This is a genomic window from Achromobacter insolitus, assembly GCF_002209555.1.
Taxonomy (GTDB): Bacteria; Pseudomonadota; Gammaproteobacteria; order Burkholderiales; family Burkholderiaceae_B; genus Achromobacter; species Achromobacter insolitus.
Genome location: NZ_NJIF01000011.1, coordinates 1 through 15,619, shown reverse-complemented (window position 1 = coordinate 15,619; position 15,619 = coordinate 1). Strand labels below are relative to the sequence as shown.

Below are 15,619 nucleotides of genomic sequence, written 5' to 3'. Positions count from 1 at the left end.
CGCGCCGCCCAGGACGATCCCCACCATGTATGTGTTTTACGAAGACGACGGCAGCTTCAAGGCCGGCAATATCCTGTCCGAGACCGATGCCAGCCTGCAGGTGGAATCGGAATCCGGCAAGCGCAGCAAGATCAAGCGCGCCAACACCTTGTTCACCTTTGCCGCGCCGGAACCGGCCGCGCTGATGAGCCAGGCGGCCGCGACCGCCGAGACCCTGGACCTGCAATTCCTTTGGGAGTGCGCGCCGCAGGAAGAATTCGATTCCCCCGCCCTGGCCGCCGATTACTTCGGCCACGCGCCCACGCCCGTGGAGCAGGCGGCGCTCCTGATGCGCCTGCACGGCGCGCCCGCCTACTTCCACCGCCGCGGCAAGGGCCGTTACCGTCCCGCGCCGCCCGACATCTTGGCGGCCGCGCTGGCGGCGCTGGAAAAGAAGCAGCGCCAGGCTGAGCAGCAGCAGGAATGGGTGGACGAAATGGCCGCCGGGCGCCTGCCCGAACCCATTGCCCAGGCCGCGGAGTCGCTGCTGATCCGTCCCGACAAGAATTCTCAGCAATGGAAGGCGCTGGACGCCGCCTGCGCCAAACTGGGCAAGAGCCCCGATCGCCTGCTGCTGGAACTGGGCGCCTGGCCGCATGCGCTGGCGCTGCACAAGCGCCGCTTCCTGGCGGTGAACTTCCCGCGCGGGCTGGCATTCCCCGATCTGGAACTGCCCCCGATCGACCGTGACTTGCCCCTGGCCGACGCCGAGATCTATTCGGTGGACGATGTCACGACCACTGAAATCGACGACGCCCTGTCCGTTTCCACCTTGCCCGACGGCCGCCTGCGCGTCGGCGTGCACGTGGCGGCGCCGGGCATCACCGTGACCCGCGACAGCGAGTTCGACAAGCTGGCGCGCGCCCGCCTGTCCACCGTCTACATGCCGGGCGACAAGATCCCGATGCAGCCAGACAACGTCATTCAGGCGTTCTCTCTGGACGCCGGGCGCGAAGTGCCGGCGCTGTCCCTGTACGTCGTGGCCGACCCGGAAACCGGGGAGATCATTGAATCGGAAACCCGCCTGGAACGCGTGGTGGTGCGCGAGAACCTGCGCCACAACATGCTGGACGCCCAGATCACTGAGGCCAGTCTGTCCGATCCATCGGCCGACCTGCCCTACGGCCATTGGCTGCGCCCGCTCTGGAAGCTGGCGCAAGCCCTGTCGGCCCAGCGCGAGAACGTGCGCGGCAAGCCCGAGAACAACTCTCGGGTGGAGTACAGCTTCTACCTGGACGGCGACCCGAATGATCCGGACACGCCGGTGCGCCTGGTGCCGCGCCAGCGCAACGCGCCGCTGGACCGTATGGTGGCCGAGTACATGATCCTGGCGAACAATCTCTGGGGCGGGCTGCTGCATCAGCACGGCGTGCCGGGCATCTACCGATCGCAACAGGCGGGCCGGGTGCGCATGAGCACCCAGGCCCTGCCGCACGAAGCCATCGGCGTGCCGCAATACGCCTGGAGCACCTCGCCGCTGCGCCGCTACGTGGACCTGGTGAACCAGTGGCAACTGATCGCCGCCGTCGAACATGGCGTATCGGCCCGCCTGGTCGCCCCGTTCAAGCCGCGTGACGCAGACCTGTTCGCCATCATCGGCGCTTTCGACGCGCAGTACGCAGCCTGGGCGGAGTTCCAGAGCGCGATGGAACGCTACTGGTGCCTGCGCTGGCTCAAGCAGCACAACGTGACCCGGACGGTGGCGCACGTGCTGCGCGAGGACCTCGTGCGCTTCGCGAACGCCCCGCTGGTGACGCGCGTGGGCGGGATGCCGGAGCTGGAGCGCGGGACTGCGGTGGAGATTGATATTCTGGGGATGGATGAGTTGTCTCTGGAGCTGGATTGCCGGTATATCGGGGAGATTAGTCCTGCTGTGGGTGGGCAGGAGTAGGTTTCTTCTGGTCTGGTGTCTTTGGGCGGTGCGTTGCGAGATCTTCGTAGGCCTCCCTTCGGCGCGGGCGCGTGGGAGGCGAGCGCCCACGATTGCGGTCCGGAGCCTTCGCTCCGGACTACCCCCTCGTCATCTTCGTCCAGGCCTTCGGCCTTCCCTTCAGATTCCCTCGGGCGCATCGAGGTTGCTCACCCCCACGCGCCCGCGCCGAAGGGCTACTTGAGTCTTGGATTGATGCGCTGCTAGAGCCGTGGGCAGGGACGACTCTTGTGCTGCCCGTCATTTACGGCCGCGCGGGCGGCCGTAAATGACATACGTGATTTTCTGAATTTCAATTGTGTTCGCTTGCGCGAATGCGACGAATGATTTGCTATTGGTCCCCAGCTCTTGGGGGATGGGCGGTGATGGGTGGCGCGCGACGGACAGCCGCTTGCGCATGCGGATCCGGACGCGCGCCACCCATCCGGCATTCGCGTTGAAGTGACGTTTACTGGCCGACCGCGTGCTTGGCCATCTCCCCAACACAACACCATACCCAGACCCGGTTCTCGCTTGCCATATGCGTCACAAAGAGAACGCCTCCACCACCAGCGCGCAGCGCCATCACGTGACGCAAGACACCACGTAAGCCCCAAAAGGCCGCCCGCGCGGCCGGCCTGGGGCGGGCCCCGCAAGACACGCCAACCCCACTCGTCCGTGGCCAGAACGCCAAGCACACCACCCGCCCCAGCGCCCGTGAAGTTTCAACCAGCCGAGCCTGTCGCGTCGGGGGCTCGCGAGGCGCGGGGCGTCGATAAGCCCGAGGGAATCGGAAGGAAAGGCCGAAGGCCTGGACGACGATGACGACGGGGCAGTCCGGAGCGAAGGCTACGGACCGCAATCGTTGCCCCGCGCCTCGCGAGCCCCCGACGCGACAGGCGCCTAAAGAACCAGCACCCCGGCACCAACCCGCAAGCCTCAAGACCCACAGAACCCTCACACCCCTATAAACTCCCCCGAAAGCCACAAAAGACACGGAGACAACACATGCGCATTTTGCTGGTCGAGGACAATCTCGATCTCGGCGATGCCGTGGAAAGCAAGCTGCGTACGGCCGGCCACAGCGTGCAATGGGTGCGCGATGGCGTGGCGGCGTTACGCTGGGGGCTGGACGAAACTTGGGACGCCCTGGTCCTGGACATCAACCTGCCCGGCAAGGACGGCTTTACCGTCATCCGCGAATTGCGCGCCGCCGGACTGGAAGCCCCCGTCCTGGTCATGACCGCCCGCTCGGAAATCGAAGACAAGATCGACATGCTGGACCTGGGCGCCGACGACTATCTCGTCAAGCCCTTCGACCTGCGGGAACTCGAGGCCCGGCTGCGCGCCCTGATGCGCCGCCCCGCCGGCCAGACCAGTAGCGTCACCGTCTACGGCAACCTCAGCCTGGACCTCGCCAACCGCGACGTCAGCGTGGCCGGCGCGCCCCTGGAGCTGGGGCGGCGCGAATTCCGCCTGTTGGAGATCCTGCTGGGCAAACTGGGCCAGACCGTCGCCAAGGAACGGCTGATGAACCAGCTCTTCGACCTGGACGACGGCACCCTGAACGCGCTGGAGTTGCTGATATCGCGGCTGCGCAAAAAGCTCGCCGGCGCGTCGATCGATATCGTCACGGTGCGCGGCGTGGGCTATCAGGCCCGAAGCCATGAACAGCCCTGAAAACTTCTCCATCCGCCGCCGCGTCTTCGCATTGGGCGTGCTGCTGCTGGCCTGCGCATTGATCGGGCTGGTGTTCTTCCTGCGCGGCTACGCCCAGCGTGCCGCGGAGCAGGCCTTTGACCGGCTGTTGGCGGCCTCGGCGCTGACCATCGCCGGTTCCGTGCAGATCGAAGACAACAACGTCACCGTCGAACCGCCGGTGTCCTCGCTGGCCATGCTGTCTGGCGGCGAACGCGTGTTCTACGAAGCCCGCGCCTCCAACGGCCGCCTCATTACCGGCTACGAAGACCTGGCGCCCGGCCTGCCGCTGGCGCAATCGGCCACTCCTGTGTTCACCTACCTGCGCTATCACGATGAGCCCGTGCGCGTCGCGACCGTGGGCCGGCTGGTGTCCGCCAGCCAGCATGCGGGCTGGGTCACCGTGCGCGTGGCTGAAACTCTGGGCTCTCGCGAAGCCCTGGCCGACGAGATCCTGGGACGCACCGCGCTGCCGCTGGTCGTGGTGTCCCTGGTGGCGCTGGGCCTGCTCTGGTTCGGCGTGCAGCGCGCCTTCGCGCCGCTAAGCGTGGTGGAACGAGAGTTGCGCGGCCGCGCGCCAGACGATCTGGCGCCGTTGGTAACGCCCGTCCCGCGCGAAGTCCGGCGGCTGGTCGAAGCACTGAACGCATTCATGCAGCGCCTGTCCGGCGTCATGGGCACGCTCAATACGTTGGTGGCGGATGCCGCGCACCAGGTCCGAACGCCGCTGGCCTCGCTGCGCGCGCAGGCCGAGGTTGCCCTGGACGAGACCGATCCGCAGCGACTGCATGCCCGCCTGGAACGCATCCATCTGAACGCCATGCATGCGAGCCAGCTGATCAACCAGCTGCTCATGGACGCGACCATCACCCATCGCCTGGGACAAGGCTCGCGCACATTGGTGGGCGTGGCCGAGACCGTCAACGAAACGCGGCGCCGCATCGGACCGCTGGAGGCGCAGCGCCTGCGCATCGAGATCGCGCCAGAAGTACGCCGCGCCCGCATCGCCGGCGACCGCGTCGCCTTGCGCGAAATGCTGCGCAACCTGGTGGACAACGCGCTGCGCTACGCGCCGGACGGCCCCGTCGACATCCAGGCGACGCCAGTGGCCGGGTTCCGCGTGGCGCTCACTGTGTCCGACCGCGGCCCGGGCGTGGCCGACGACGAAAAAGACGCCGTGCAACAGCGCTTCACGCGCGGCCGCGCCGGTGAAGCCCAGCCGGGGTCCGGACTGGGGTTGTCGATCGTGCGCTCGGTGGCCACCGCCCATGGCGGGTCGCTCTGGCTGCAGGACCGGCCAGGCGGGGGGCTGACGGCGCGCGTGATCCTGCCGCTGGCGCGCTCCGCGCCGGGGCGCGCCGCTGCCGCCTGCCTGGGCGCGCTGTGCATGATGGGCCTGCTGCTGGCCTCGTCCTCCCCCGAGGCGCGCGCCGCCGACATCCCCGAAATCGTCACCCGCTACGCCGCGCCGCAACCCACGTCGCGGGTGCTGACCATTGCCGGGCCCACGGACACGCCGGTGGTCGCGCCGCTGATCCAGGGCTTCCAGTCGCAGCGGCCGGACGTGACCGTCGTGTATCGCGAAATGGGCAGCCGCGAACTCTACGAAGCCGCAGTGAGCGGGCAACTGAAAGACGTGGACGTGCTGATGAGTTCGGCTTCGGACCTTCAGATCCGGCTGGCCAACGACGGCTATGCGCTGAGCTATTCGTCGCCCTATGCCGCCAAGCTGCCCTCATGGGCCATCTGGCGCCATGAAGTCTACGGCTTCACTTTCGAGCCGGCCGTCATCGTCTACAACCCCAAACGCTACACCGAAGCCACCGTGCCGCGGTCGCGGCAGGACCTGCTGCGTCTGCTGGAGCGCGACTCGGCGAAGCTGCGCGGCCGCATCGGCACCTATGACATCGCGGCCAGCAGCGTGGGCTACCTGCTGGCGGAACAGGACGAGCTGGTGTCGTCGAACTTCTGGGGACTGGCCAACGCGATGGGCCAGGCAGGTGTGCGCCTGTCCGCCACCAGCGCCGAGATCCTGGACGCGATCGAGAACGACCAGATCGACATTGGCTACAACATCCTCGGCTCCTACGCCCTGTCGCGGCAGGCGGCTGGCGCGCCCATCGGGGTGGTCTTTCCGCAAGACTACGTGCTGGTGCTTGCGCGCTCGGTGCTGATCGCGCGCACGGCCCCCAGCCCGGAGTTGGCGCGCGCGCTGGTGGACTGGCTGCTGTCGCCGGCGGGGCAGCAAGTGGCGTCCAGCCATGCCGCGTTGGGCTCCATCATGGAAGATACGCCCGGCCGCTGGACCTCCGAAGCGGTGCTGGCGCGTTCCCAGGGCATCGTGCAGCCGGTAGTGCTGAGCCCCGCCCTGCTGGTCGGCCTGGACCAGCGCCGGCATTCGCGCTTTGTGCAGAACTGGATCCGACTGGTAACGGACACCCCCGCAAGACCGTAACGGCGCGGGGCGCACGCGCCTGCCGGCAAGGGATTTCCCCTATGCCCCTCTTGCCGCCATGACAGGACGACGACAGACGCGGGCTCCTAAGATGCCCGCAAGCTGGACACGGATCCTGCTCATGCCTATACCAATCGGAGACACACCCATGCTTGCCAAGTCCCAACTGGCGGCCGCCTGCGCCGCTGCATTCGCCCTTGCCGCCGGCAGCGCCCTTGCGCAGCAAGTGCCGGCCGGCTACCCGGCCGATTACCAGAAGATCCTGGACGGCGCCAAGAAGGAAGGCAAGGTCGTCATCTACTCGACCACCGACACCAAGGCCGCAGGCCCCGTCATCAAGGGCTTCGAGGAGCTGTATCCGGGCATCAAGGTCGAATACAACGACATGAACAGCACCGAGCTCTACAACCGCTACATCAGCGAACAAGCGGCCGGCGGCGGTAGCGGCGACATCGTCTGGAGCTCGTCGATGGACTCGGCCCTGAAACTGGCCACCGACTACGCCCTGCAATACAAGTCGCCGGAAGTCAGCAAGCTGCCTGCCTGGGCGGTCTGGAAGGATTCGGCCTACGGCACCACCTACGAGCCGGCCGTGTTCATCTACAACAAGCGCCTGATTCCGGCTGCCGAAGTGCCCACCACGCACGGCGCGCTGGCCAAGCTGATCGCCAGCCAACCGGACAAGTTCAAGAACAAGGTCACCACCTACGACATCGAGAAATCGGCGGTCGGCTTCATGCTGGCGGTGCAGGACAAGGCCAACGATCCCAGGTACTTCGAGACGCTCAAGGGAATCGGCGCTGGCGGCCTGATCGTGCAGTCGTCCACCGGCACCATGATGGAACGCGTGTCCTCCGGCGAAAACCTGATCGGCTACAACATCCTGGGTTCGTACGCCGAAACGCGCGCCAAGAACGACCCGTCGCTGGGCGTGGCGTATCCCACCGACTATGCGCTGGTCCTGTCGCGCGTGGCCTTCATCAGCAAGAAAGCCAAGAACCGCAACGCCGCCAAGCTGTGGATGGACTACCTGCTGTCGCAGAAGGGCCAGACGATCCTGGCCAATCAGGCTGACCTGGCGTCCGTGCGCGATGACATCGAGGGCGACAACGACGTGGACGGCATGACCAAGAAGCTGGGCGCAGCGCTCAAGCCGATTCCGGTCAATGAAACCCTGCTGGACTACCTGGAGCAGAACAAGCGCCTGCAGTTCATCAAGGACTGGCGCGCCGCCGCGGGCAAGTAATGCCGCGCAGCCCGGGGCGCCGCCGCTGCCCCGGGCCGCCAAGCGCGTAGGAAAGGGCGGCGCCCCGCCGTCCGTCCTGGCGCAGCCGGAGCGCTCGCCTGCGGCCCGGCCGCGCGACCGTCGCGCCATTCAAGAACACAGGATTCCCCATGCAGTCATTGCGCTCGAAATGGCAGTCCCTGCCCCGCGGCGTGGTGGTGCTGATCACGGCCTTGGCCATCTATGTGCCGCTGTCGTTCATCATCATCCAGAGTTTTCTCTCCGCGCCCTTCTTCACGCCGTCCAAGACTTTCAGCCTGGACGCGTTCCGCTTCATCTTCGCGGACCCTGATTTCTACAAAGCCCTCAAGAGCGGCTTCATCCTGGCCTTTGGCCTCGCCATCATCGCCATACCGCTGGGGGGCATGCTGGCCTTCCTGATGATACGCACCGACCTGCCCGGCCGCCGCTGGATCGAACCGCTGATCCTGGTGCCGGTGTTCGTGTCGCCCATGGTGCTGGGGTTCGGCTATGTCGTGGCGGCAGGCCCCGTGGGGTTCTTCTCGACCTGGGCGCAGAACCTGCTGGGTTTCGTGCCCTGGAACGTCTATTCGCTGACCAGCATCGTCATCATCGCCGGCCTGACCCACGTGCCGCATGCCTACCTTTACATCTCGTCGGCGCTGCGCAGCATGGGTTCCGACGTCGAGGAGGCCGCCCGCGTGGCCGGCGCCTCGCCGCTGCGTGTGATGGTGTCGGTCAGCCTGCCGATGGTACGGCCGGCCATGCTGTATGCCACCGTCCTGCTGTTCTTCCTGGGTCTGGAAGTGTTCGGCCTGGTACTGGTGCTGGGCGACCCCGAAGGCAACCTGGTGCTGGCCACGTATCTATACAAGCTCACCAACAAGCTCGGCATCCCGTCCTACCACCTGATGGCCGCCGTGGCCGTGGTGCTGATCTGTATGACGATTCCGCTGGTGATGCTGCAACGCCGCCTGATGCGCACCGCCAACCGCTTCGTCACCGTAAAGGGCAAGGCCTCGCGCGCCCGCGCCCTGCCGCTGGGCAAGTGGCGCTGGGTGGCCGGCGCGGTGGTGGCGTTCTGGCTGCTGGTGACCATTGTGGTGCCGCTGCTGGGCGTGCTGCTGCGCGCGTTCGTCTCCAACTGGGGCATGGGCGTGTCGCTGCTGGACGTGCTGTCGCTGGACGCATTCCGCACGGTGTTCGCCCAACCCAACCTGATGCGCGCCATCGTCAACTCGGTGGCCATCGGCGTGTTCGGCGGCGCGCTGGCCGTGGTCTGCTACATGTTCGTGGGCCTGGCCATGCACCGCAAGCCCGACAACATCACACGCTTCATGGACTACAGCGTGCTGGTGCCGCGCGCGGTGCCGGGCCTCCTGGCCGGCCTGGCCTTCCTTTGGGTGTTCCTTTTCGTGCCGATGTGGCTGGACAACGCCCTGGACGAAGGCGGCTGGCTGTCGGCCCTGCCCTTCGCGGAATGGCTGCGCGAGAACTTCATCGAATGGCTGCGTTCCATGCGCAGCACCATCTTCAGCGTGTGGTTGGCTTACACGGTGGTGTGGATGGCCTACGGCCTGCGGCTGATCTCCTCGACCCTGCTGCAGGTAGGCCCCGAACTGGAAGAGGCCGCCCGCAGCGCCGGCGCGCGCCGCGGCCAGGTCACCCGGCATGTCACCGTGCCCCTGGCCAAATACGGCCTGATCGGCTCCTGGCTGCTGATGTTCCTGATTTTCGAACGCGAATACTCCACCGGCGTCTACCTGCTGTCGCCCGGCACCGAGACCATCGGCTCCATGCTGGTGTCGCTGTGGGCGTCAGGTGCCATCGACATCGTGGCCGCGCTTTCCTTCATCAATATCGTTCTGGTCGTAATCGGCCTGGGCATCGCCCTGCGATTCGGAGTCAAACTTCATGATTGAGCTTTCTGTAGAAGACCTGCACCTGGACTACGGCGACAACCCGGTGCTCAAGGGCGTGTCGATGCAGCTGCGTCAGGGCGAAGTGGTGTCGTTGCTGGGCCCCTCCGGCAGCGGCAAGACCACCCTGTTGCGGGCAGTGGCCGGCCTGGAAGGCCCCAAGCGCGGCCGCATCACCATAGGCGACCGCGTCGTCTACGACGGAGCCGCAAAAAAGGAAATCCCCGCCGAGGAGCGCAACCTGGGCCTGGTGTTCCAGTCCTATGCGCTGTGGCCGCACAAGACGGTGTTCGAGAACGTGGCCTACCCGCTCAAGCTGCGCAAGGTGTCTGGCGCCGAAGTGCGCGAGCGCGTGCAGGCCGTGCTGGACCAGCTGGGCCTGGGCAAGCTGGGCCAGCGCCACCCGCACGCCCTGTCCGGCGGACAACAGCAGCGCGTGGCCATCGGCCGGGCGCTGGTGTACAGCCCGCCCGTCATCCTGCTGGACGAACCGCTGTCCAATCTGGACGCCAAGCTGCGCGAAGAGGCCCGCGCCTTCCTGCGCGAGCTGATCATCCGTCTGGGCCTGTCGGCGCTGATGGTGACGCATGACCAGAGCGAAGCCATGGCGATTTCAGACCGCATCCTGCTGCTGAATAACGGCAAGATCGAACAGCAGGGAACGCCGCAGGAAATGTACGGATCCCCCTCCACGCTGTTCACAGCCGAGTTCATGGGCAGCAACAACCGGCTGGACGGCAAGGTGACTGAAGTGCGCGAGGGCCGGGCCCGCATCGAGGGCCGCGGCTGGTCGCTGTGGGGCAAGGCCAGCCCGGACGTGGCCCAGGGCCAGGACGCCACGGCGGTCATCCGGGTAGAGCAGGTGCGCCTGGCGGATGACCCCGACGGCAACCACCTGGACATGCCGCTTTTAACCAGCATGTACCTGGGCGACCGCTGGGAATACCTGTTCCGCACGCCCGACGCCGACCCGGCCCACACCCTGGCCTTGCGGGCCTATGGCCCCGAAGGCCGGGAGCCCGGCCCCTGCCGCCTGGCGCTGCCCGCCAGCAAGGTCTGGGTCTTCCCGCGCACGGCGGCCTGAAGCACCGGCCGGCGGTGCCCGGGTTGTTACAAGCCCGGGCACCGCAAGCCCCCCGCTTGAGGCGTAGCCTGTCCGTGGGAACAAACCCTGGCGCCCAGCCGGCGTGGACTCGCTCTACAATGCCAGCGTGCAACGCCTTGCTGATTCCCCTTCCCCGCTGAGCCGTTCCCTGCGGTGGCTGGGCGCACCCGCCCAGCACTACCTGCGCATCGGCATCGCGATATCGCTGTTGGTGCACGCCGGCGCCCTGGCGTGGCGTTTCGGCGCGCCCGCGCTCTCGCGTCCGCCGGTGACCAGCCTGGAAGTCGTGCTGCTCAATGCCCGCAGCGAAACGCCCCCGGAAACCCCGCGCGCGCAGGCCCAGAACCAGATGAGCGGCGGGGGCAACGCCGAGCGCGGCATGTCCACCACGCCGCTTCCCCGCACCGGAGAATCGGCCGAAACCATCGTTCTGGAGGCCATGCGCCGCCGCCAGGTGCAATTGGAAGCCGAACAGACCCGCCTGATGACCCAGCTGCGCGCCGCCGACCGCGCCGGCGCCGAACGCCAGGCCGTCAACCCGTGGCCCGATGGCGCCGACCTCGGCCGCGATGCCGAAGACCAGGCCAGCATCATCCAGAGCGCCCAGATAGCCGCGCTGGCCGCGCGCGTGCAGCAATACAGCGCCGAACCGCGCAAGCAGTTCGTGGCCCCCTCGGCCGAAGCCTCGCGCTACGCCGCCTACCTGGACGCCTGGCGCACCCGCATCGAGACGGTCGGCACCCAGCACTACCCCGACGAGGCGCGCGGCCGTATCTATGGCTCGCTGCGCATCACGGTGTCCGTGCGCGCGGACGGCAGCATCGCCAATGTCGAGATCGACCAGCCCTCGCCGCACGCCGTCCTGAACCAGGCGGCCCGCCGTATCGTCCAACTGGCCGCGCCCTTTCCGCCGTTCCCGCCCGACATCGCGCGCGACACGGACGTGCTGGTCATCACCCGCACCTGGCATTTCGTCAACGACACCCTGGAAACACAAGCCCCATGACCGAGGCGCCCCCTCTCGCCAGATACGCCGTCATCGGCAATCCCATTGCGCACAGCCGCTCGCCTCAAATCCACGCCATGTTTGCCGAACAGACCGGCAAGCCGCTGCGCTATGACAGGCTGCTGGCCCCGGTCGACGGCTTTGCCGAGGCGGTCGCCGCCTTCGTGGCCGACGGCGGGCTGGGCCTGAACGTGACGGTGCCCTTCAAACTGGACGCCTATGCCCTGGCCGCCGGACGCCTGTCCAGCCGCGCCCGACTGGCCGGCGCGGTCAATACCTTGTCCTGGCGCGATGGCGCCTGGCACGGCTGCAATACGGACGGCGTGGGCCTGGTGTCCGATCTGCTGCGCCTGGGCCTGCGGCTCACCGGCGCATCGGTGCTGCTGGTCGGCGCGGGCGGCGCCGCCCGCGGCGTGCTTCAGCCCCTGGCCGAGGCCGGCTGCGCCCGCATCCACATCGTCAACCGCACGGCCGCCAAGGCGGAAGCGCTGGCCGCGTCCTGGCGCGACAGCGGGGTATCGCCGCAGACCGCGGTCACCGGCGGCAGCCTGGCGGACGCCGCCCTTGCCGGCGGCTGGAACCTGGTCATCAATGCCACCGCCAGCGGCCTGCAGGACGCCGCCCCCGACCTGCCCCCCGGCCTGTATGCGCCCGGCGCGGCCGCTTACGACATGATGTACGGCGCCCAGCCCACCGCCTTCATGAAACAGGCCGAGGCCGACGGCGCCGCCCTGACCGCCGACGGCTTGGGCATGCTGGTGGGTCAGGCGGCCGAGAGCTTCTACATCTGGCATGGCGTGCGGCCCGATCCCGCCCCCGTGCTGGCAGCGCTGCGCGAGGCGCTCAAGGCCGGACAATAGACGGCATGGCGACGCGCAAGGGCCGCTCCTGGTTCCGGATCATCAGCGGCGCGCTGATGGCGCTGGTGTGCCTGGTCCTGCTCTACCAGTTCTGGCTGTTCGCCCAGGTGGTCTGGTACAACTACCGCCCCCCGGGCAGCAGCGCGATCATGCGCGAGGAACTGTCCCGCCTGCGCGACGGCAACCCGGATTTCGAGCTGAAGTACCAGTGGGTACCCTACGAACAGATCAGCCGTAACCTCAAGCGCGCGGTCGTGGCGTCCGAGGACTCCAACTTCACCGAGCACGACGGCGTCGAGTGGGACGCCATCCGCAAAGCCTGGGAATACAACCAGAAGCAACAGGAAGCCGGCCGCAGCAAGATGCGCGGCGGCTCCACCATCACCCAGCAATTGGCCAAGAACCTGTTCCTGTCCAGTTCCCGCAGCTACATCCGCAAGGGCCAGGAACTCGTCCTGACCTACATGATCGAACACGTCATGAGCAAAGAGCGGATCCTGGAGCTGTATCTGAACGTGGCGGAATGGGGCGAAGGCGTGTTCGGCGCCCAGGCAGCCGCCAAGCACTATTTCAACACCTCGGCCGCCAACCTGGGGGCCAGCCAGTCAGCCCGCCTCGCGGCCATGCTCCCCAATCCACGCTTCTACGACGCCCACCGCAATACCCGGTACCTGAACTCCCGGGTCGGCGTCCTGACGCGCCGGATGCAAATGGTCGAAATTCCCTGACACGGATCAGGCCCCCCAGCCCCCACCCTGAGCGGCGGGATTTGTTAAGCTTTCGGGTTTAGGCGCTCCTCCTTTTCTTCATGCGTACCGCACGTCGCTACCTGGCCCGCGAGATCTATCGCTCTTGCGCAGTGGTCCTTACGGCCCTGCTGGGCCTTTTCACGTTCTTCGCGCTGGTGGACGATCTGGACAACGTGGGCGACAAGTTCTCCATGATGGCCCTGCTCTACATGCAGGCGCTGGCCATCCCCACCCGGCTCTACGACCTGTTGCCCATCGGCCTGCTGATCGGCGCCATCCTGGCCCTGGCGGGGTTGGCCCAGCGCAACGAGCTGGTCATCCTGCGCGTGTCCGGCGTCAGCGGCATGAAATTGCTGCGCATGCTCTGGATCGTCACGATCCCGCTGATGATCGGCGCGGGCCTGCTGTCCGAGTACGTCACGCCCTGGGCCGAGATGAAATCCGGCGAGGCCAACCTGCTGTTCCGAGGCAAGGCCGGCGGCGACCGCCTGAAGAGCGGCTACTGGTTCAAGGAACCCACCGCCAACGGCGGCACCCGCATCATCAACATCGGCGAACTCAAGGGTGACGGCCAGGTAAACGCCGTGACCCTCTACGAGTTCAAGAAGGACCAGACGCTGTCCGTCCTGTCCACGGCCCCTACGGGTCTCTTCACGCACGGCGACCTGCTGCTCAAGGACGTCACCGAAACGCGCCTGGACGACGAAGCCGCCGAGGCGCTGGCCAACGCGCGCCCCCCGAAGAATCCCCCCGCGACCGTCGTCAAGGTGCCCGAGCGCAATATCGACACCACCCTCAGCGCCGAACGCCTGTTGGCCCGCGTGCTGACCCCTGAACGCATGTCCATCGCTACGCTGCTGGACTATGTGGATTATTTGCGCAACAACCAACTGCAATATGGTCGACAGGTCGTCGCCTTGTGGCGCAAACTGGCATATCCGTTCACCTTGCTGGTCATGATCACCATTGCCGCTCCCATCGGTTTGATGCAAACGCGCCGCGGCGGCGTGGGCGCCAAGGTTTTCATCGGCATCCTGCTTGGCGTGGGCTTCTTCATGCTGAACCAACTGGCCCTGAACGTGGGCATGCTGGGCAAATGGCCGGCCTGGCTGACCGCCCTGGGTCCGAATATCGGCGCCATGGTCGTGGCGTTGGGCGCCATGGGCTACATGGAATACCGCCACACCATCACGCGGATCGTGCAACAACGTTGGCCTTGGAGCAAAAGTCCCGCATGAACGGCAGTATCTGGATGATCGGCGACGTGCAGGGCTGCTGCTCGCCGCTGGATCGCTTGCTGTCCCACCCGGACCTGGTCGGCGACCCCCAGTCGCGCTTCTGGTTCGCCGGAGACCTGGTCAACCGCGGCCCCCAGTCGCTGGAAACCCTGCGCCGCATCATCGACCTGGGCGACCGCGCGACGTCGGTGCTGGGCAACCACGACCTGCACCTGCTGGCCACCGCCGCAGGAGTGCGCAAGCCCTCCAAGTCGGACACGCTCGAGGAAATCCTGCGCGCACCCGACGCAGCCGACCTGATCAACTGGCTGCGCTTCCGCCCGCTGGCCCACTTTGAACAGAACCATCTGCTGGTCCACGCCGGCACGCTGGCCAAATGGGACGTCGCCAAGACGCTGGCCCTGGCCGGCGAAGTCCAGGACGCGCTGCGCGGACCGAACTGGCAAAAGGCGCTGCAAAAGATGTACGGCAACGAACCCGCCACGTGGAAAGAAGACCACAAGGGCGGCAAGCGCATGCGGGTCATCATCAACGCGCTGACACGTATCCGCCTGTGCACCCCGAACGGCCATATGGAATTCGCCACCAAGGTGACGCCGGGCGCGTGGCCGGCCGGCCTGGTGCCCTGGTTCGACGTGCCCAATCGCGCCACGCGGAACGTCACCACGGTGTTCGGACATTGGTCCACGCTGGGACTGCTGCAACGGCCGGACGTGATCTGCCTGGATACCGGGTGCGTATGGGGCGGATCGCTGACGGCACTGCGGTTGCAGGATCGGAAGCTGGTGCAGGTGAAGTGTTCGCAGTTCCAGGACCCGTTGTCTGAGTGACGGCTGTTTTTTTGCTGGGCTCGGTGCGAGTTCTTCTTAGGCCGCCCGTTGGCGCGGGCGCCTGAGGGGGGGGCGCCCACGATTGCGGTCCGGAGCCTTCGCTCCGGACTTCCCCGTCGTCATCGTCGTCACCGCCTGCGGCGGTTCCTTCCGATTCCCTCGGGCGCATCGAGGTTGCCCACCCCTCAGGCGCCCGCGTCAACGGGCTACTTGAATCTTGGACTGATGCGCTGCTGGAGCCGTAATCAGGGACGAGTCTTGCGTTGCCCGCCATTCTCGGCCGCGCGGGCGGCCGAGAATGGCATACGCGGTTTCTTGAATTTCGGTTGTGTTCGCTTGCGCGAATGCGACAAGTGGATTGCTATTGGTCCCCAGCTCTGGGGGGGTGGGCGGTGATGGGTGGCGCGCGACGGGCAGCCGCTTGCGCATGCAGACCCGGACGCGCGCCACCCATCCGGCATCCGCGTTGAGTGACGATTGCTGGCCGACCGGCGCGTGGCCTTCGTCACGACACCACGCCTCACAAAACCCAGACCCGGTTCTCACTCGCGCCACGCGTCACCAC

The 15,619-nt window shown here is 66.8% G+C and carries 11 protein-coding genes; all 11 read left to right on the top strand.

The window, feature by feature from the left end; translation table 11 throughout:
• Positions 1-25: 25 nt before the first annotated feature.
• Positions 26-1,930 carry a ribonuclease catalytic domain-containing protein gene (locus CEY08_RS25260; RefSeq protein ID WP_063639814.1) on the top strand — a complete coding sequence of 635 codons (1,905 nt, stop codon included), beginning with the start codon at positions 26-28 and terminating at the stop codon, positions 1,928-1,930.
• A gap of 1,026 nt (positions 1,931-2,956) precedes the next feature.
• A complete protein-coding gene (locus CEY08_RS25255) occupies positions 2,957-3,628 on the top strand; it encodes a response regulator transcription factor (protein ID WP_042796301.1) in 672 nt (223 codons plus the stop codon).
• Positions 3,615-6,101, top strand: coding sequence for a sensor histidine kinase (locus CEY08_RS25250; RefSeq protein ID WP_076816445.1), 2,487 nt, complete (start codon positions 3,615-3,617; stop codon positions 6,099-6,101). Before CEY08_RS25255 ends, CEY08_RS25250 begins: the two co-directional genes overlap by 14 nt.
• 148 nt (positions 6,102-6,249) lie before the next feature.
• A complete protein-coding gene (locus CEY08_RS25245; protein ID WP_076816447.1) occupies positions 6,250-7,347 on the top strand; it encodes an ABC transporter substrate-binding protein in 1,098 nt (365 codons plus the stop codon).
• 149 nt (positions 7,348-7,496) lie between these two features.
• Positions 7,497-9,269, top strand: a complete 1,773-nt coding sequence (locus tag CEY08_RS25240) for an ABC transporter permease (protein WP_042796299.1) — start codon at positions 7,497-7,499, stop codon at positions 9,267-9,269.
• Complete coding sequence (locus CEY08_RS25235) at positions 9,262-10,350, top strand: ABC transporter ATP-binding protein (protein WP_042796298.1); 1,089 nt, start codon at positions 9,262-9,264, stop codon at positions 10,348-10,350. Before CEY08_RS25240 ends, CEY08_RS25235 begins: the two co-directional genes overlap by 8 nt.
• A 127-nt stretch (positions 10,351-10,477) precedes the next feature.
• Positions 10,478-11,377, top strand: a complete 900-nt coding sequence (locus CEY08_RS25230) for a TonB family protein (RefSeq protein WP_082900494.1) — start codon at positions 10,478-10,480, stop codon at positions 11,375-11,377.
• Positions 11,374-12,237 carry a shikimate dehydrogenase gene (aroE, locus tag CEY08_RS25225; RefSeq protein ID WP_076816449.1) on the top strand — a complete coding sequence of 288 codons (864 nt, stop codon included), beginning with the start codon at positions 11,374-11,376 and terminating at the stop codon, positions 12,235-12,237. The genes CEY08_RS25230 and aroE overlap by 4 nt, the downstream gene beginning before the upstream one ends.
• A 5-nt stretch (positions 12,238-12,242) precedes the next feature.
• Positions 12,243-12,965, top strand: coding sequence for a monofunctional biosynthetic peptidoglycan transglycosylase (gene mtgA / locus CEY08_RS25220; protein WP_042796297.1), 723 nt, complete (start codon positions 12,243-12,245; stop codon positions 12,963-12,965).
• Positions 12,966-13,045: 80 nt separating this feature from the next.
• A complete protein-coding gene (gene lptG, locus CEY08_RS25215; RefSeq protein ID WP_063639825.1) occupies positions 13,046-14,224 on the top strand; it encodes an LPS export ABC transporter permease LptG in 1,179 nt (392 codons plus the stop codon).
• Positions 14,221-15,054 (top strand): symmetrical bis(5'-nucleosyl)-tetraphosphatase, encoded by an 834-nt coding sequence (locus tag CEY08_RS25210; protein WP_042796296.1) that lies wholly within the window; start codon positions 14,221-14,223, stop codon positions 15,052-15,054. The genes lptG and CEY08_RS25210 overlap by 4 nt, the downstream gene beginning before the upstream one ends.
• Positions 15,055-15,619 lie beyond the last annotated feature (565 nt).